Here is a 15,998-nt window from a genome sequence, read left to right as displayed (position 1 = left end):
AATTAGAAACTTAACTTCTTACTTAAGCCAGAACATCTTTTACTACTTTCCCGGCTACATCCGTCAGGCGGTAACGGCGGCCTTGGTTTTTGAAAATTAATTGCTCGTGATCAATACCTAATAAATGCAAAACCGTAGCCTGAAAATCGTGCACATGAACCGGGTTCTTCACGATATTATAACCGAATTCATCGGTTTCGCCGTAAGTAAATCCTTTTTTTATTCCGGCACCGGCCATAAAAATGGTATAACAACGGGGATGATGATCGCGACCATAATTCTCAGGCGTTAATTTCCCTTGGGAGTAATTGGTTCGCCCGAACTCGCCGCCCCAGATGACCAAAGTTTCATCCAGTAAGCCGCGTTGTTTTAAATCTTGAATAAGTGCTGCGGAAGCTTGGTCCACGGATTTAGCCATTAATTTTATATCATTCGGTAAATTGCCGTGCTGATCCCAGCCTTGGTGATATAATTGCACAAAGCGCACATCTTTTTCAATGAGCCGACGGGCTAGCAAACAATTAGCCGCGAACGTGCCGGGTTTTTTCGATTCTTCGCCGTATAGGCTATAAATGTACTCGGGTTCTTTGCTAATATCCAGCGTAGCCGGTACCGAACTTTGCATTCGGTAGGCCATTTCGTACTGCGAAATCCGGGAATTTATCTCCTCGTCGAGTACGTGTTTGACTTGCGCTTGGTGCAACTTGGCCAAATGATCGAGCATGCGGCGGCGGCTTACTTTATCCATACCGCCCGGATTGTTCAAATAGTAAACGGGATTATCGCCCGATCGGAATATAACCCCCTGGTGTTCCGAAGGTAAGAATCCATTGCCCCAAAGTTTGGCATACAACGGTTGATCTCCTTCTCTGGCCCGGGATAATAATACCACAAAAGCCGGTAAATTTTGATTTTCGCTACCTAAACCATAACTCAGCCACGAGCCAAAACTTGGCCGGCCGGCTTGCTGACTACCCGTTTGAATAAAGGTAACGGCCGGGTCGTGGTTAATGGCTTCGGTGTGCATGGATTTTATAAAGCAGAGCTCATCTACTATTTTAGCCGTATGCGGCAACAAGTCCGAAACCCAGGCGCGGCTTTTACCGTGCTGCGCAAATTCAAACTTACCCATGGCTAAGGGAAATGATTTTTGGTTTGAAGTCATGCCCGTTAAGCGCTGGTTACCCCGAATAGAAGCGGGTAATTCTTGCCCAAATAACTGCTGCAGCTTAGGTTTATAATCGAATAATTCTAACTGCGAGGGACCGCCACTCTGAAATAAATAAATAATGCGCTTCGCTTTAGGAGCAAAATGCGGCAAAACCGGTTTCGGATTGGTATCAGCAAAAACGCTCTGCGGCAGCAGCGAGGATAGTGCCGCTAGTCCTACTCCGGCCAAACTAGTGCGGGTTAAAAATTCCCGCCGGTTCATCTGGCTGGCAACTTGCTGGTGATGGTGGTAATGACACATAGCCGATATACTTAACGCTTAATTACAAATTCATCAAAATTCATGAGAGTATTAGCCACCACAGCGCAGGTAGCTACCTCCGCGGCCGGTAATTTTTTATCACGGGGGTACTCTCCTTCCCGTAGCAATTTTTCCGTAAGCTCCTGATCCTTAGCAAAATCAGCGTATTCTTGCTGATATAAATCCTCTAAAATAGCTAATTCATTCGCCCTAGGCCTGCGGCTAGTTAAAGCCCGGAAGGCATACGTAATGCGTTGCTCCGGCTTAGAGCCTCCTTCCCGTATCATTCTCTCCCCTAAAATGCGGGCAGCTTCCACGTACTGTACGTCATTCATCAGCACCAAAGCTTGTAAAGGCGTACTGGTTTTCTGGCGGCGCACGCTGCACATGTACCGGTCGGGTACGTCAAAATTAATCATGGCCGGGTGGGGAGAACTCCGTTTCCAAACGGTATATAAGCTCCGCCGGTACAAATCCGGCCCTTTGCTGGTTTCGTAATGGGTAGCATTTCGAGTGGCCAAAGCTTCCCATATTCCGGCAGGTTGATAAGGGAATACACTCTTTCCCCCTACTTTTTGCGTTAACAAACCACTCGCCGCTAAAGCATTGTCGCGAATCATTTCGGCGGACATCCGGTAAGAAGGCGCCCGGCTGTATAATTTGTTATCGGGATCTTTCGTTTTGTTTTCTGTTGTAGGTACCGATGATTGCCGGTAAGTAGCCGATAGTACTATTGTTTTTAACAAAGCTTTCACGTTCCAGTTACTTTCCCGGAAAGTAACGGCTAAATAATCCAACAATTCCGGATGAGTAGGTAAATCGCCCTGATTACCAAAATCTTCGGCCGTTTTTACAATCCCCTGGCCAAAGCATTGTTGCCAGAAACGGTTTACTACCACCCTTGGGAATAAAGGTTGTTGCTCACTTAATAACCAATTCACTAATCCTAACCGGTTGGGAGGTAGTTTTTTACTAAAAGCCAATATTTTCTCCGGAGTGTTCGGGTGTACTTGTTGTTTTTGGGCGTCGTAAGCACCCCGGTCTAAAATGAAAGTGGCGCGGGCTTTTGGTAATTCTTTGTATACCATTACCTCTTCCTGATTCGTAAGAACCTCATTCTCCTGGCTGCGGGTTTGCCTCAATTCTTTTTGCAGCGCGGCATATTGCGGATCGAAGTTTAGTAAGTAATATTCCCGCAGTTGATCTTTTTGCTTAGTTTTCAAGTTGGCAACCGGATTTTTCAATAAACTCTGAATAGCATCTTTGTCTCCGGCTAATTGCATTACTTCTAAAGCCGCAAGTTGGCGTTTATAAGCTCGGAATTCATCAAAAGCAACATTCGAAATAGATTTAATAGAAGCCTGACCCAATTTAAAATTTTGAATTCCCCAATTAGTTTTGTCTTTGGCATACAACAAACTTTGTTTCAGGTCATCATTAATTACTTTAACCTCGGTACGTTTACCATCTAGGTAAAATTTTATACCCTTGGCTTTGCTGCTGCCATCGTATACAAGCGCTAAATGGTGCCAGGTTTGAGGAGTTAGTTTTTGAACAGTTTGCACCTCCATGGCATTAGCCGGATAAACGTGAACAAATTTCAGAGATAAGGTACCGTCTTTATTTAAGCCACACAGGTAGCCCCGCCAATTATCTAGTTCGCCGTTCGTGCGATTAAATAGTGGACCTGACTCACCTGGTTTCAAAACATTCACCCACACACTAATACTAAATGGCTCATGCCGGTCGAAAGTTAGTTCTTTACTAAACTCTACCCCCATGTCGCCATCTACTTTAACCGCCTGCCCAAACTTACCCGGGTACGCCGTCGGGTTCCGGTCTTTGTCGCCGCTGGTATAATGGGCGTTCAGTTCCGATTTTATTTTGTTTTTGGGTTCTTTCTCGTCAAATGAAAAATAACCTAAAAGACCTACTTGGGAAGTTGCGGCTTTAGCCGGATTTTTTTGGGCAGAAAGTAACCATTTCTGAAAATTCTGCTCGTAATTGCTTGTTTGTAACTCTTTATTTTCCAGGGGTTTTAACTGCGTCCGAATAAAGCGTAGCTTCTCTTCGGCCTCAGGTTTGGTAAGGATTAAACTCGGGCTAGCTTCGCCGGTATAAGGTATTTCTCCGGTTTCGTTGTTGCTGTTAAAAAAAGCGGATAGTTCGTAATAATTTTTATGCGAAATGGGATCGTACTTGTGGTCGTGGCAACGAGCACATTCTGTACTATGCGCTAAAAAAGCTTTCCCGAAAGTATTCACCCGGTCAGCCACGTATTCGCTCCGGTATTCTTCGTCCACAATCCCGCCTTCCTGACTCTGCGGATGATTCCGTAAAAAACAGGTGGCAATTAATTGTTCGCGGGTAGGTTGCGGGAGTAAATCACCGGCTAATTGGTAGGTAATAAATTTATCGTAAGGTAGGTTGCGGTTAAAAGCCGAGATTACCCAATCGCGCCAGGGGTAAGCATTGCGTAAACCATCGTCCTGATAACCGTGGGTATCGGCGTAGCGGGCCACATCCAACCAATCTACCGCCAGGCGCTCACCAAAGTGCGGCGATTGTAATAAGCGGTTCACTACCCGTTCGTAAGCCTGTGGCGATTTATCCGCCAGAAAAGCGTCTATTTCAGAAATGGTAGGTGGCAAACCCGTTAAATCAAAAGATACTCGCCGGATAAGTGTTTCTTTGGAAGCTTCCGGATTAGGTTTTAAACCTTTTTCTTCTAATTTACTTAAAACAAAGTGGTCAATCGAATTTTTAACCCAACTCTTATTCTTCACTGCCGGCAAAGCCGTTTTCCGGGGCATTACCAACGACCAATGCGGTTTGTATTCAGCCCCGTCTTTTATCCATTTTATTAAAATGGCTTTTTCTTCCGGGTTTAACTGTAAATGCGATTCGGGAGTAGGCATTAAATACTCTGGATCGGTACTAATGATCCGGTGAAATACTTCACTCTTGGCTAAGTTTCCCGGAACTAAGGCTTTACGACCGGTATCCTTATTTTCTTTGTTGTAGGCCGAAACTAAATCGAGCCGTAATCCGCCTTTTTGCTTGTTTTTATCGGGGCCATGGCAAGCAAAACAGCGATCGGAAAGTATAGGTTTTACGTGCAGATTATAATCAATTTTGGCGGGAATCTGGGCCATAGCTTTTTCTACTTCGGGAGGCAAATCCGGCTCGCTGCAACTGCCCAATGACAGCAACAAAACGGTTGAAACCCCTAGTAAAAAATGCTTTTTTTTCATGGTCAGAAGGTTATAAAGTATCAATACCGAAATTAATTTCAACTTGTTTGCCTACTTGCTTCTGCAAGGCGGCTACCCCTTGCGGTGTTACCTTAGTTTGCCATAAGTAAATAGATTTCAAGCTCTTACAATTGGCTAATAGTTTTAACCCCTGATCTGAAACTTTGGTGCCATAAAGGTTTAAATATTTTAATTTGGGTAAAGTTTGTATAGATGCCAAACCAACATCCGATACACCTGTTTGATCAAGGCTTAAACGAGTAAGATTATTGAATTTTTTTAAGTGCACTAAACCTTTATTGGTTATGGTAGTTTCCGACATATCTAACCAGATAATATTTTCGCTGATTTTTGCCAGTAAAAATAAATCTGCATCCGAGAAATTAGGAGCATTTACCATATTAAGGGCTATGTAACTATTGTCCCGGGTAAGAGGACTTACCACTACTCCTAATTCTTTAATCTTTTGAAGAACCGAAGCATCCGGAAGTTTGACTTTAGCCGTAGGAATTTCAGAAGGTTCAGTGGATGCATTTTCCGAAGGAGCACCTTTGGTTATACTGGATAATAGTATTTTCACTTTATCGTCTTGGGGAACCTCGGCCACTTTTTTGGTAAAATCACCCCTTCCCTGGTCTAACCACCAATGAATAAGCTGAATTTCGGATTCGGTAAGTTGCGGTTTTCCTTTCGGGGGCATGCGGTCGTCGTCTTCTGCGGGTAAAATGAGACGTTTGTACAAATCACTTTCATCGGCTTTACCGACCGTGATAATTTTACCGTGCTCGCCGCCTTTCAATAAAGATTCCGGCGAGTCGAGCCTTAAATCACCTTTTTGTTTTTTAGAACTGTGACATTGATAGCATTTTTGTTCGAGAACAGGCTCCACCAAATCGGCGTAAACAATGGCTTCATTTAAGTTAGTGATGGGTTTTCGCACTTTTTTAACGGGCGTTTGGCCCATTAAAGCGGATAAAGGCTGGGATAAGTAATCTTCGCCGTGCGTTAAATTGCCGCCGTAATGGCCGGTACCAATAAGAAAGAAAGTAGCCAGTAAAACACCAGGTAAGAGCAATTTTTGCGGAAAACGCTGACTCTGTATTAAGAAAACAAAGCCGGTTATTAGCGTCAAAGCAATACCTAGAAATTGGTGTAAATCTACTGCTTCTTCGTCGTACCCGCCGTCTTGTTTAAGTAAAAAGCCGGCAAGGCAGGCCATTACCGCCGAAATAAAACCCGCAAACCATAACAAAGGCAATAAGTCCCGGAACCGGGCGTACTTAGGAAAAACAACTAACCATTGCAAAGCAATGGCCAGCATAAGAATGCCAATGGGCAAATGCACTATTAAAGGGTGTAAGCGACCAAGAAACTGAACTAGGTTTTCTAACATTGGATTAACTAATTGGCTATTTTACAGTTTTAATTTAGAAAAAAAGCAAAACATAAAGGATAATTTACAAAAAATTAATAGAATTAATAAACACTGCTAAGCTTATAGTTTTACCGTTAATTAAAAACTAGTAGTTAGAAGAATAGGAAAGAAGATTTATTATAGAGGAAGAATAAAGTTGATAAAATTAAAAAGACCTGTTCAAACGAATAAACAGGTCTTTTTGTAATTAATGACAAAATAAGATCATCACCAGATTTTTACTCTTTTATCCGGCGCTAAATACAAAGAATCGGTTGGTTTAACGTTAAAAGCGGTATAAAATTCCGGAATATTCCGGACTACCCCATTTACCCGGAATTTCGCCGGCGAGTGCGGATCAGTGGTTACTTGATTTCGGAGGGCTTCTTCCCGGGCTTTGTTTAACCAGCCTTGCGCCCAGCCAATGAATACGCGTTGATTGCCGGTATAACCATCTAATACCGGTGCCGGCTGGCCATTTAAACTAGTGTTGTAAGCTTTTAGAGCAATACTTAAACCACCTAAATCGCCAATGTTTTCGCCGAGCGTAAAGGTACCGTTTACATTTAAATCTTTAAAAACTTTAAAATCGTTGTACTGGGCTACCAGAGCGCTGGTTCGTTTCTTGAACTCCTGCTGGTCTTTTTCGGTCCACCAGTTGCGCATAACGCCGTTTCCGTCAAAAGTACTGCCTTCATCGTCGAAACCATGACCAATTTCATGACCGATAACCGCACCTATTCCGCCGTAATTAACGGCATCTTCCGCGTTCCTATCAAAAAAGGGTGGTTGCAAAATAGCCGCCGGAAAAACAATTTCGTTTAGTGGCGGATTATAATAAGCATTTACCGTTTGCGGGGTCATGCCCCACTCCCCCCGATCTACTGGTTTGCCCAACTTATTTACGTTACGCTTGTATTCAAACTCCGTTGCCCGCATCATATTGCCGTACAAATCGTGTTTCACTACTTTTAAGGTAGAATAATCCCGCCATTTATCGGGGTAGCCAATCTTCGGAGTAAATTTACTTAATTTATCTAAGGCTTGTTTTTTGGTTTCTTCGCTCATCCAATCCAGCTCTTTTATACTCGATTCGTAGGCTTTTAGTAAGTTATTCACGAGTGCCAGCATGCGTTCTTTGGCTTCCGGCGGGAAATGTTTCTTAACGTACACTTTACCTACCATTTCACCTAGGCTACCGTTTACCACATCTACCGCCCGGCGCCATTGCGGTCGTTGCTTTTCGGTACCATAAAGTGTTTTATTATAAAATTCAAAATTTTGCGCATCCAGTTTAGAAGTTAAGTAACTAGCTGAGCTATTAATCAAACTCCATTGCAAATACGTTTTCCAGGTATCCAGTGGGGTCGATTTAATAATATCATTTAAAGCTTTCGTATAGGCTACCTGCGCCACTACAATACTGTCTTGCTTAATGCCCGCCTCTTGCAGCAACGTTTTCCAATCAAAATCCGGCATTAAGGTGTTTAGCTTATCTACCGCAAATTTATTGTAAAGTGCCGGAGTGTTGCGGGTATCTTCTTTCTTCATGTGCTGAGCAGCCATCCGTGTTTCCAGGACCATTATCTGCGCGGCTTTTTCTTTACCGTTCGGAATGCCAGCGAGCTGTAGCATTTTTTCGATGTGTGCTACGTATTTATTGCGAATGTCTTTTGATTTGGCATCCGTTAAAAAGTAATATTCGCGTTCCGGCAAGCCTATCCCGTTTTGCCAGGTAAGAAGCATGTATTGCTTTGGGTTTTTAAAATCTTCGGTAACGTTAATGCTGAAGGGCACCGTATTACCATATTTATTCGCGTAGGCAAAATACTTAGCTAAATCTTGGTAATTGCTAATCGACTCAATTTTCTTGAATTCCTCGTTTAAAGGTTTTAAGCCTACAGAATCCCGCGTTTTCCAATTTAGATAAGCTTCGTAGAAATCACCAATTTTTTGCTCTTCCGTGCCCTCCGCGAATTTACCCGCGGCGGCGCCTTCAATGATGGCTTTTACATCTTCCTGCGCTTTATCGTTTAACATCTGACCAACGCCATACGAAGCTTTATCTGCCGGAATCATGGTTTTCTTCAGCCAAGCCCCATTTACATAGGCCGTGAAATTATTACCAGGAGCCACCGTTGTATCCATATTTTCCCGGATAATACCGGAGCTTAACGGCTGCTCTTTTTTCCCGGACTTATTACAGCTCGTATTAACAAGAGTGGCAAGGGTTATAATGGCAATCCCGAAATAGTTAGTGGTGCGTTTTATCATAGTTTACCTTAGATTGATTGTTTATTTAAAGATTTTAAAAGTGCTCCAGTTTAAAGTTACTTTGTTTGCAACGAAGTAAAAGGTAAAAACAAGAAAGATTTTTTTACTCATACAAGGACTTACATGAAGTTTGTAATTAAAGTATAAGAACTAACGTACTATTAAGCTTTAATAACATAAGTAATTTTACCAAGCACTTAAGTAAAATAGTTGATATGGATTATTACCATTGCAAGCAAGGTATTAGCGCTCGTAGGTTTTAAAATCTAGATAGTTGAAAGAATAATTTGAGCATAATTTAAAAATTTTTAGCTGAAAGGAAATAAAAAAGGGAAGCTGTTATAGCCTCCCTTTTTAAAGATTTAAATACTTAATTATTTTTTAGCCGCGTCCATTTTCTTATTCATGGCTTCGGCATCTTTCGTCCGACCAGTTTGAATATACACTTTCGCTAAGGTTTCCATCGTGCTGGCGTCATTCGGATTCGCTTTATGCGCGGCTTCGAAGTAAGGAATAGCCGCATTAAAGCTTTGCTTGCTATCGGCCGCATATTTAGCTCCGGATTTCTGCTGATTAGCGGCGCTCAACTTACTTAATTTGTTGTTGGTATCGGCTCCTTTGTTGTAATAGTAAACGCCCATGTTAAAGTTAGCGTCGAAGTTAGCCGGATCAATTTTAAGAGCCGATTCATAACTCTGGCGGGCTTTTTCTTTTTCACCGGTTTGATCGTAAAGAGAACCTAATACGTTATATAAATTAGCATTAGTGGGATCTACTTTAACCGCATTTTCTACTTTGGAAATAGCTTCTTTGCCTTTACCCGCCTTAATGTAAGTATTTAGCTCTTCCAACATAAAATCTTTATTATTAGGGAATTGCTTTACCGCATCTGCCAATAAGGCGGCCGTTTCCGTCTCGTTTTTATCTACTTCTTTGGCAAAGTAAATCAAGCGGTTATAAACCATCGGCGTTTTGTGGTTCATGGCCAGTAACTTCTTGTAATTTTCTTTGGCTAACGGGAAATCTTGCTTAGCTTCTGCTGCGTAGGCTGCATAAACATACGCCGTGGTATCTTGCGGACGAATATTCTGCGCCATGGTATACGCTTTTATAGCTTCGTCGTAACGTTTATCGTTATAGGCGTTTACCGCATTGTTAAAAGCTCCGGCGTATAAATTATCTTTTTTAGCTGCTGCCTGCTTGCCCCACTCCCCGTCTTTATCTAGAGCAATGGCTTTGTCATAAGCCTGATACGCTTCTTCTACGGCATTAGGTACTTGTTTGCCAAAAATAGGATTATCAATATAAGCGGCGTAAACTTCTCCTTTGGTAAACCAGGCTTTGGGGTCGTTCGCTGTTTTCTCGTGCACAACAGCTTTATCAATCGAAGTTTTAGCTTTATCTAAGGTCCCGTTTTTCAAAGACAGAATCGCATTAGTAACTTCAGATTTTTGGGCCATTGCCAACTGCATACTCACCAGGGCAACGGTAGTTAACAAAAGTTTTTTCATACAAATAAATTACTCTTTTAGTTTAAGTTAGGGTTTATTAATTAGTTTTCGTTGATTAAGTCCGGATCCGTCAGATCGGGGTTGAGAGATTCATCGGCGGGTAATTCCGACTGATTTAAGACGATTTCGGTTTTATCTTCGTATTCAATTTTGGCTACCGACGAAATTTCATCGCCTTCGTTGATTTTAATTAAACGAACTCCTTGCGTAGCCCGACCAATAACCCGCAAGTCGCTTACTCGCAAACGGATGGTAATACCGGAGCGATTAATAATCATTAAATCATCGGTGTCGGTTACGCCGTGAATTGCTACTAATTGGCCGGTTTTGGGGGTAATATTCAGGGTTTTAACGCCTTTTCCACCCCGGTTGGTAATCCGGTATTCTTCCAGCGGTGAGCGTTTGCCAAAGCCTTTCTCCGAAACTACCAGCAAGTTCATATTCGGATCGCTCAAACAAACCATTCCTACTACTTTGTCTGCTTCGTTGGCTAAGGTTACTCCTCTTACTCCGGCCGCATTCCGGCCCATGGAACGAACTTTATCTTCGTTAAAGCGTACCGCCCGACCAGATTTAAGCGCCAGCACAATATCGTTAGAACCATTGGTTAAGCGTACATCTAATAAACGGTCGCCTTCGTTAATGGTAATCGCATTTATTCCGTTTAAACGAGGACGGGAATAAGCTTCCAAAGGAGTTTTTTTAATGGTACCTTGCTCCGTACAGAAAATCAGGAAATTGTTGAGTATATAATCCGGATTTTTTAAATCGTGCACGTTAATTACGGCGCGTACCTTATCTTCTTTTTCAATATTAATCAGGTTTTGAATAGCACGACCTTTGGCAGTTTTACTACCTTCCGGAATTTCATAAACTTTCAACCAGAATACCTTACCGGATTCGGTGAAAAGCAACATATAATTATGGGTATTGGCAATAAATAAATGCTCCGTAAAATCATCTTGCTTGGAAGCAGCTACTCCCCGGGAACCTACTCCTCCCCGACTCTGGCTACGGTATTCGGTTAAAGCCGTCCGTTTAATGTAACCTTCGTGTGAAATGGTAATTACCATGCTCTCATCCGGAATCATATCTTCCATCGAGAAATCGCTCGATGACATTTCCACGTTGGTGCGGCGCGGATCTCCGTACCGATCCCGAATTTCAGTTAATTCGTCTTTGATTATTTGCATGCGCAGTTCTTCGCTGGCCAGAATTTCTTCTAAACGGGTAATTAACTGCTTAATTTCTTCGTACTCTTTCGTAAGTCTATCTCGTTCCAGACCGGTTAATCGCTGCAACCGCATATCCAGAATAGCTCTTGCTTGGATTTCAGATAATTGGAAACGTTCCATCAAACCAACGCGAGCCACGTCCGGGTCGCGCGACGAACGAATCAAATTAATTACCTCATCCAGATGGTCGAGCGCAATAAGCAAGCCTTCCAGAATATGGGCCCGCTTTCTGGCTTCCCCTAATTCAAACTCTGTCCGGCGAATGACTACTTCGTGGCGGTGTTCCACAAAATAGCGAATTAATTCTTTCAGATTAAGCGTTAGAGGACGCCCGTTAACGAGAGCCACATTATTTACGCCAAAGGAAGACTGTAATTGCGTGTATTTATAGAGGTTATTCAGAACTACATTGGGCATGGCATCGCGTTTCAGGTCGTAAACCACGCGTAAGCCATCGCGGTCCGATTCATCGCGCAAGTCCGAAATACCTTCTATTTTCTTTTCGTTAATTAAAGCGGCCGTTTTTTCAATCATAGCCGCTTTATTTACCATGTAAGGAATCTCTGAAACCACAATTTGTTCTTTCCCGGAGGGAGTGGTTTCGAAGGTAGCTTTCGCCCGTACTATTACGCGCCCTCTTCCGGTTTCATAAGCGGCCCGAACACCTTCATAACCGTAAATTGTACCGCCCGTAGGAAAATCGGGAGCGGTAATGTGCTGCATTAACTCCGCAATAGTAATTTCATGATTATCGATATAGGCGATAATGCCATTCACTACTTCGTTTAAATTGTGCGGAGCCATGTTAGTAGCCATACCCACCGCAATGCCGGAAGTACCGTTTACCAGTAAATTGGGTAATTTGGCCGGCATCACGCTCGGCTCCTTTAAAGAATCGTCAAAATTAGGAATAAAATCTACGGTGTTTTTATCTAAGTCCCCCAGAAGTTCGTCCGCAATCCGCTTTAACCGAGCTTCTGTATACCGCATCGCTGCCGGGAAATCGCCGTCGATGGAACCAAAGTTACCTTGGCCATCTACTAAAGGGTAACGTAAGGACCAATCCTGGGCCATCCGCACCATGGTATCGTACACCGAAGAATCGCCGTGCGGGTGGTATTTACCTAATACTTCGCCAACAATCCTGGCGGATTTTTTATAAGCTTTATTATACGTTACCCCTAATTCCGACATGCCGTATAACACGCGGCGATGTACCGGTTTCAAGCCATCGCGTACATCGGGTAAAGCCCGGGAAACAATTACCGACATGGAGTAGTCGATGTAGGCTCCCCGCATTTCATCTTCAATATTTATTGGTATTATTCTTTCGCCTTCTGTCATTTTTCGTTAAAATGGTAGTATTCTAGTAAGAAACCGTGGCCGGCAAGTTACAGAAAATTTAAGGTTTTTGTCTAGTTTTCTTATTGCTTCTTCCGTTTGTGTTGGGGATTCTCCTTTATATTCCGGGGTATTCCTTGGCCAATATGCGGGTTTTGTCTTTTCCAGATGGGCTGACCCCGATAAATTTTACCGCCGTGGTGGTGTACTTTGCGTACATCGCAGGAAGCAATATGACAAGCCGGTCGGCAACCAAAAAATAAAAAACAAACAACAAGAAATAATCCCAGCCGGTTGGGGAAGAACATGGTAGTTAAATCTGAATACAGGTAAATAAAAGACTTTTTAAAATAACTCAAAACTAAGTAACAATATTTAGATTATCTCTTTCCTGGCTTAAGTATCTGGAAAAAAGCCTAAGCTAGTAACGGTATTTTTTCTGATTTATTTAACAAGAAGCCACTATTATAGAAACAGATAAGAGGATTTTATAATTCAGTTACTACTCTATTTTTAGGATTATAACCTTATCTAAGTAGCATTATACCCAATATAATTCTGGCTAAGAATTATTTCAACTACAAGCAACTATCCCTAAGTTTTCTCCGTGCTGGTACCAAAATATTGCCTGTTTAAACAATATACTCAAAATTCATTATAGCCAATAAAATAAGGCGGGCTAAAGATCATATTCAGCAGAAGCGCTATTTACTTTTTTTAAATATATGAATCAGTTATGGAAAGAAAAGAATTTCTGGCTTTATTAGGTTCGGGGGCCGCCTCGGTAGTTTTTGCGGCTTGCATGGGTGGCTGTTCTAAAAAAGAAGATGACCCTTCTCCCAATAACCCGGGCACCTCCAACAAAAAAGATTTTACTTTAGACTTAAATGCTCCGGCCAACGCTGCCCTGCAAACGAATGGTGGTCACTTGGTTACCAACGAAGTAATCGTAGCCAAAACGAGCGCGGGAAATTATATTGCTGTTGCTTCCGTTTGTACGCACCAAGGAGGGCAAATAACCTTTGAATCTCCGAATAACCAGTTCTATTGCCCGGTACACGGTTCCAAATTTGCCTTAGATGGTAAAGTAGTAAACGGGCCAGCCGCAACCGCACTCAAGCAGTATAAAACTTCTTTAACGGGCACTATGCTCCGGATTTTTGAGTAGATGGTAAGTTGTTTAGAAGTTGTAGGATGTAAACATTTAAAAGTTTATGGATTGTAAACAAGTATTTGCCGCTTTATACAAGTAATCCTTACCCTTGAAACTATCCAATTTTTGAACCTGACAACTTCTAAACTTATTTAATCCCCTGCAGAATCCGGCGGATTTCATTAGCTTCCTGCATGAGCGCATAGCTGCTTTTTTCGTCCTGGTTGTCAATAGTATTTTTAAAATGCTTTAGTATTTCGATATAACTACTCAGAGCTTCGGAAATGTTTTTGCCGTTTTGGGTAAAAATGGGCGCCCACATATCCGGCGAACTTTTTGCCAATCGTACCGTGGAGGAAAAACCACTGCCTGCCATATCAAAAATATTTTGTTCATTTTTCTCTTTTTCCAATACCGTAATTCCAAGCGCAAAAGAACTAATGTGGCTGAGATGCGAAACGTACGCTAAGTGCAAATCATGCGAAGCAGCATCCATGTAACTAATACGCATTTCCAATTTCCGGCACAAATCTTCTATTAAGGTTACAGCGGTAGGATGGCTTTTTTCCTGCTCGCAGATAATCATGGTTTTTTCTTTAAGCAAAGTAGTAAAAGCCGCTTCCGGTCCTGAATATTCGGTACCCGCAATGGGATGTACTGCCACAAATTGATTTCTTTTCGGATGGTTCTGCACCGCCGCGCAAATCAGTTCTTTAGTCGAACCCAAATCAATCACCACCGCGGAGGTGGATACCAAATCCAAAACCCGAGGCAGCAAAGATATAATGGCATTTACCGGCGTGGCTAAAACAATTAAGTTTGATTCCGCCACGGCTATATCCATTGATAAAATTTGCTCTACAATTTTAAGTTCAATGGCTTTTTGCGCGTGCTCCGGATTATTATCTACTCCTACTACCGTTAAATCAGGTAAGATTTCTTTTAAACCTAAAGCAAACGACCCCCCGAGTAAGCCAATTCCTATAATACAAAGTTTCATACTTAATAAAACCGGTAGAGATCCGGCATTAAATTTTTGACCGCCAAATTAAAGCTTTTACCTTTTAATATTATAATTAATAAAGTAACCAAACTATTAGAGGGGAATAAACACGGAATTTAAGCGAACAATGCAAAAAGAGTTCTTAGATACCGTTTTACAATTAAGTATTTTATTATGAGGCTTTTACAGACAAAAATTAGAATAATAATGTTGTTTTAACTTTTACTAAAAAGACATAAAATCAGGCAAGAAAATTGTTACTAAAGCCTTCGTTATTATAGATAACTTAATAATAAATTTACAAACAATTTCGAACCAAAACTTTGCAATTTTAGTATTTTAATTACATTTGCATCGAATTAAAAAAATGGAGAAATATTATTCTTACACGCTCGCCACTTCTACGCTGCCTACCCTTCCGGTAGCGGTGGTTGTTGCGTCTCCATTATTTAGGCCTGCTTGTAGACAGGATTTCCCCGTAAGGGCGTAATCTGTTCTGGGTAACTTACGTGGTAAGCCCTTTTTCAATCCTAAATTTATTGTACAAATTTTAAATCTTTAAGCAGGATTTTTCATTTTTAATTCTTTTTAAATCACCATGATAATGATTGAAGATAAAAAAACTGATGTCCCTCAGGTTAATAATCTTTCTGGGCCAGACGATCAGTTTATAATAAAAGTAGCCACCGCCGAAGATACCGTTTGGGCCCAAACTATCTGCGACGAAATGGAGGCTTCGGCTAAATCACGGGGCACCGGTATTGCCAAACGATCTCCCGAATACATCAAACTAAAAATATTGGAAGGAAAAGCCGTTGTTGCACTCAGCAAAGATGGGGAGTGGGCAGGCTTTTGTTATATTGAAACCTGGGGACACGGCGAATACGTGGCTAATTCCGGTTTAATTGTAGCTCCCCAATTTCGGAAAGAAGGTTTAGCCAAAAGGATCAAGCAAGAAGTTTTTGCCCTTTCCCGTCGGAAATACCCGGAAGCTAAAATATTTGGCTTGACAACCGGTTTGGCGGTAATGAAAATAAATTCGGACCTGGGTTACCGGCCGGTTACCTATTCCGAACTAACCGATGACGAAGAATTCTGGAAAGGTTGCCGCAGTTGCGTAAATTTTGAAATTTTAACGATGAAGGAGCGTAAAAACTGTTTGTGCACCGCTATGCTTTACGATCCGGCGCAGGAAAAAGAACGCAAGCCGAAAAATTTACTCAGCGATATAGAAGACTCCTCAACGGATATTTAATCTAAAAAACGCAAGAGAGCAGCTGATTTAGCTGCTCTCGTCGCATTAGCTCTCTTTAACTTAAATAATTTTAGTTTATACCTCTAA

General features: G+C 42.0%; 10 protein-coding genes. 2 read left to right on the top strand and 8 right to left on the bottom strand.

Annotated elements, in window-relative coordinates:
* Positions 1–22 precede the first annotated feature (22 nt).
* The 7 genes from AHMF7605_RS04350 to AHMF7605_RS04320 all read right to left on the bottom strand — a co-directional run bounded on the left by AHMF7605_RS04350 (position 23) and on the right by AHMF7605_RS04320 (position 12,808).
* Positions 23–1,471: a DUF1501 domain-containing protein gene (locus AHMF7605_RS04350; RefSeq protein ID WP_106926797.1), complete on the bottom strand. Its 1,449-nt coding sequence runs from the start codon at positions 1,469–1,471 to the stop codon at positions 23–25.
* An 11-nt stretch (positions 1,472–1,482) separates the two neighbouring features.
* Entirely contained in the window at positions 1,483–4,725 is a 3,243-nt protein-coding gene (locus AHMF7605_RS04345; protein ID WP_199200193.1) for a DUF1553 domain-containing protein, read from the bottom strand.
* A gap of 10 nt (positions 4,726–4,735) precedes the next feature.
* On the bottom strand, positions 4,736–6,118 hold the full coding sequence (locus AHMF7605_RS04340) for a c-type cytochrome domain-containing protein (protein ID WP_106926795.1): 1,383 nt from the start codon (positions 6,116–6,118) through the stop codon (positions 4,736–4,738).
* Between the two features lie 249 nt (positions 6,119–6,367).
* A complete protein-coding gene (locus AHMF7605_RS04335) occupies positions 6,368–8,413 on the bottom strand; it encodes a M13 family metallopeptidase (RefSeq protein ID WP_106926793.1) in 2,046 nt (681 codons plus the stop codon).
* A 374-nt stretch (positions 8,414–8,787) separates the two neighbouring features.
* Complete coding sequence (locus AHMF7605_RS04330) at positions 8,788–9,924, bottom strand: tetratricopeptide repeat protein (RefSeq protein WP_106926791.1); 1,137 nt, start codon at positions 9,922–9,924, stop codon at positions 8,788–8,790.
* Positions 9,925–9,965: 41 nt separating this feature from the next.
* Positions 9,966–12,503 carry a DNA gyrase subunit A gene (gyrA, locus tag AHMF7605_RS04325; RefSeq protein WP_106926789.1) on the bottom strand — a complete coding sequence of 846 codons (2,538 nt, stop codon included), beginning with the start codon at positions 12,501–12,503 and terminating at the stop codon, positions 9,966–9,968.
* Positions 12,504–12,583: 80 nt separating this feature from the next.
* Entirely contained in the window at positions 12,584–12,808 is a 225-nt protein-coding gene (locus AHMF7605_RS04320) for a hypothetical protein (protein ID WP_146153513.1), read from the bottom strand.
* A 428-nt stretch (positions 12,809–13,236) separates the two neighbouring features.
* On the opposite strand from AHMF7605_RS04320, the gene AHMF7605_RS04315 reads away from it, so the two are divergent.
* Positions 13,237–13,668, top strand: coding sequence for a QcrA and Rieske domain-containing protein (locus AHMF7605_RS04315; protein ID WP_106926785.1), 432 nt, complete (start codon positions 13,237–13,239; stop codon positions 13,666–13,668).
* A 133-nt stretch (positions 13,669–13,801) separates the two neighbouring features.
* Here AHMF7605_RS04315 and AHMF7605_RS04310 read toward each other — a convergent pair whose 3' ends face one another.
* On the bottom strand, positions 13,802–14,653 hold the full coding sequence (locus AHMF7605_RS04310; protein ID WP_106926783.1) for a prephenate dehydrogenase: 852 nt from the start codon (positions 14,651–14,653) through the stop codon (positions 13,802–13,804).
* 607 nt (positions 14,654–15,260) lie between these two features.
* Here AHMF7605_RS04310 and AHMF7605_RS04305 point away from each other — a divergent pair.
* Complete coding sequence (locus AHMF7605_RS04305; RefSeq protein WP_233218938.1) at positions 15,261–15,911, top strand: GNAT family N-acetyltransferase; 651 nt, start codon at positions 15,261–15,263, stop codon at positions 15,909–15,911.
* Positions 15,912–15,998: the final 87 nt, after the last annotated feature.

Source organism: Adhaeribacter arboris, assembly GCF_003023845.1.
GTDB classification, from domain to species: domain Bacteria; phylum Bacteroidota; class Bacteroidia; order Cytophagales; family Hymenobacteraceae; genus Adhaeribacter; species Adhaeribacter arboris.
The sequence above is the reverse complement of the archived record's forward strand: the minus strand, read 5'-3'. Positions and strand labels throughout refer to the sequence as shown.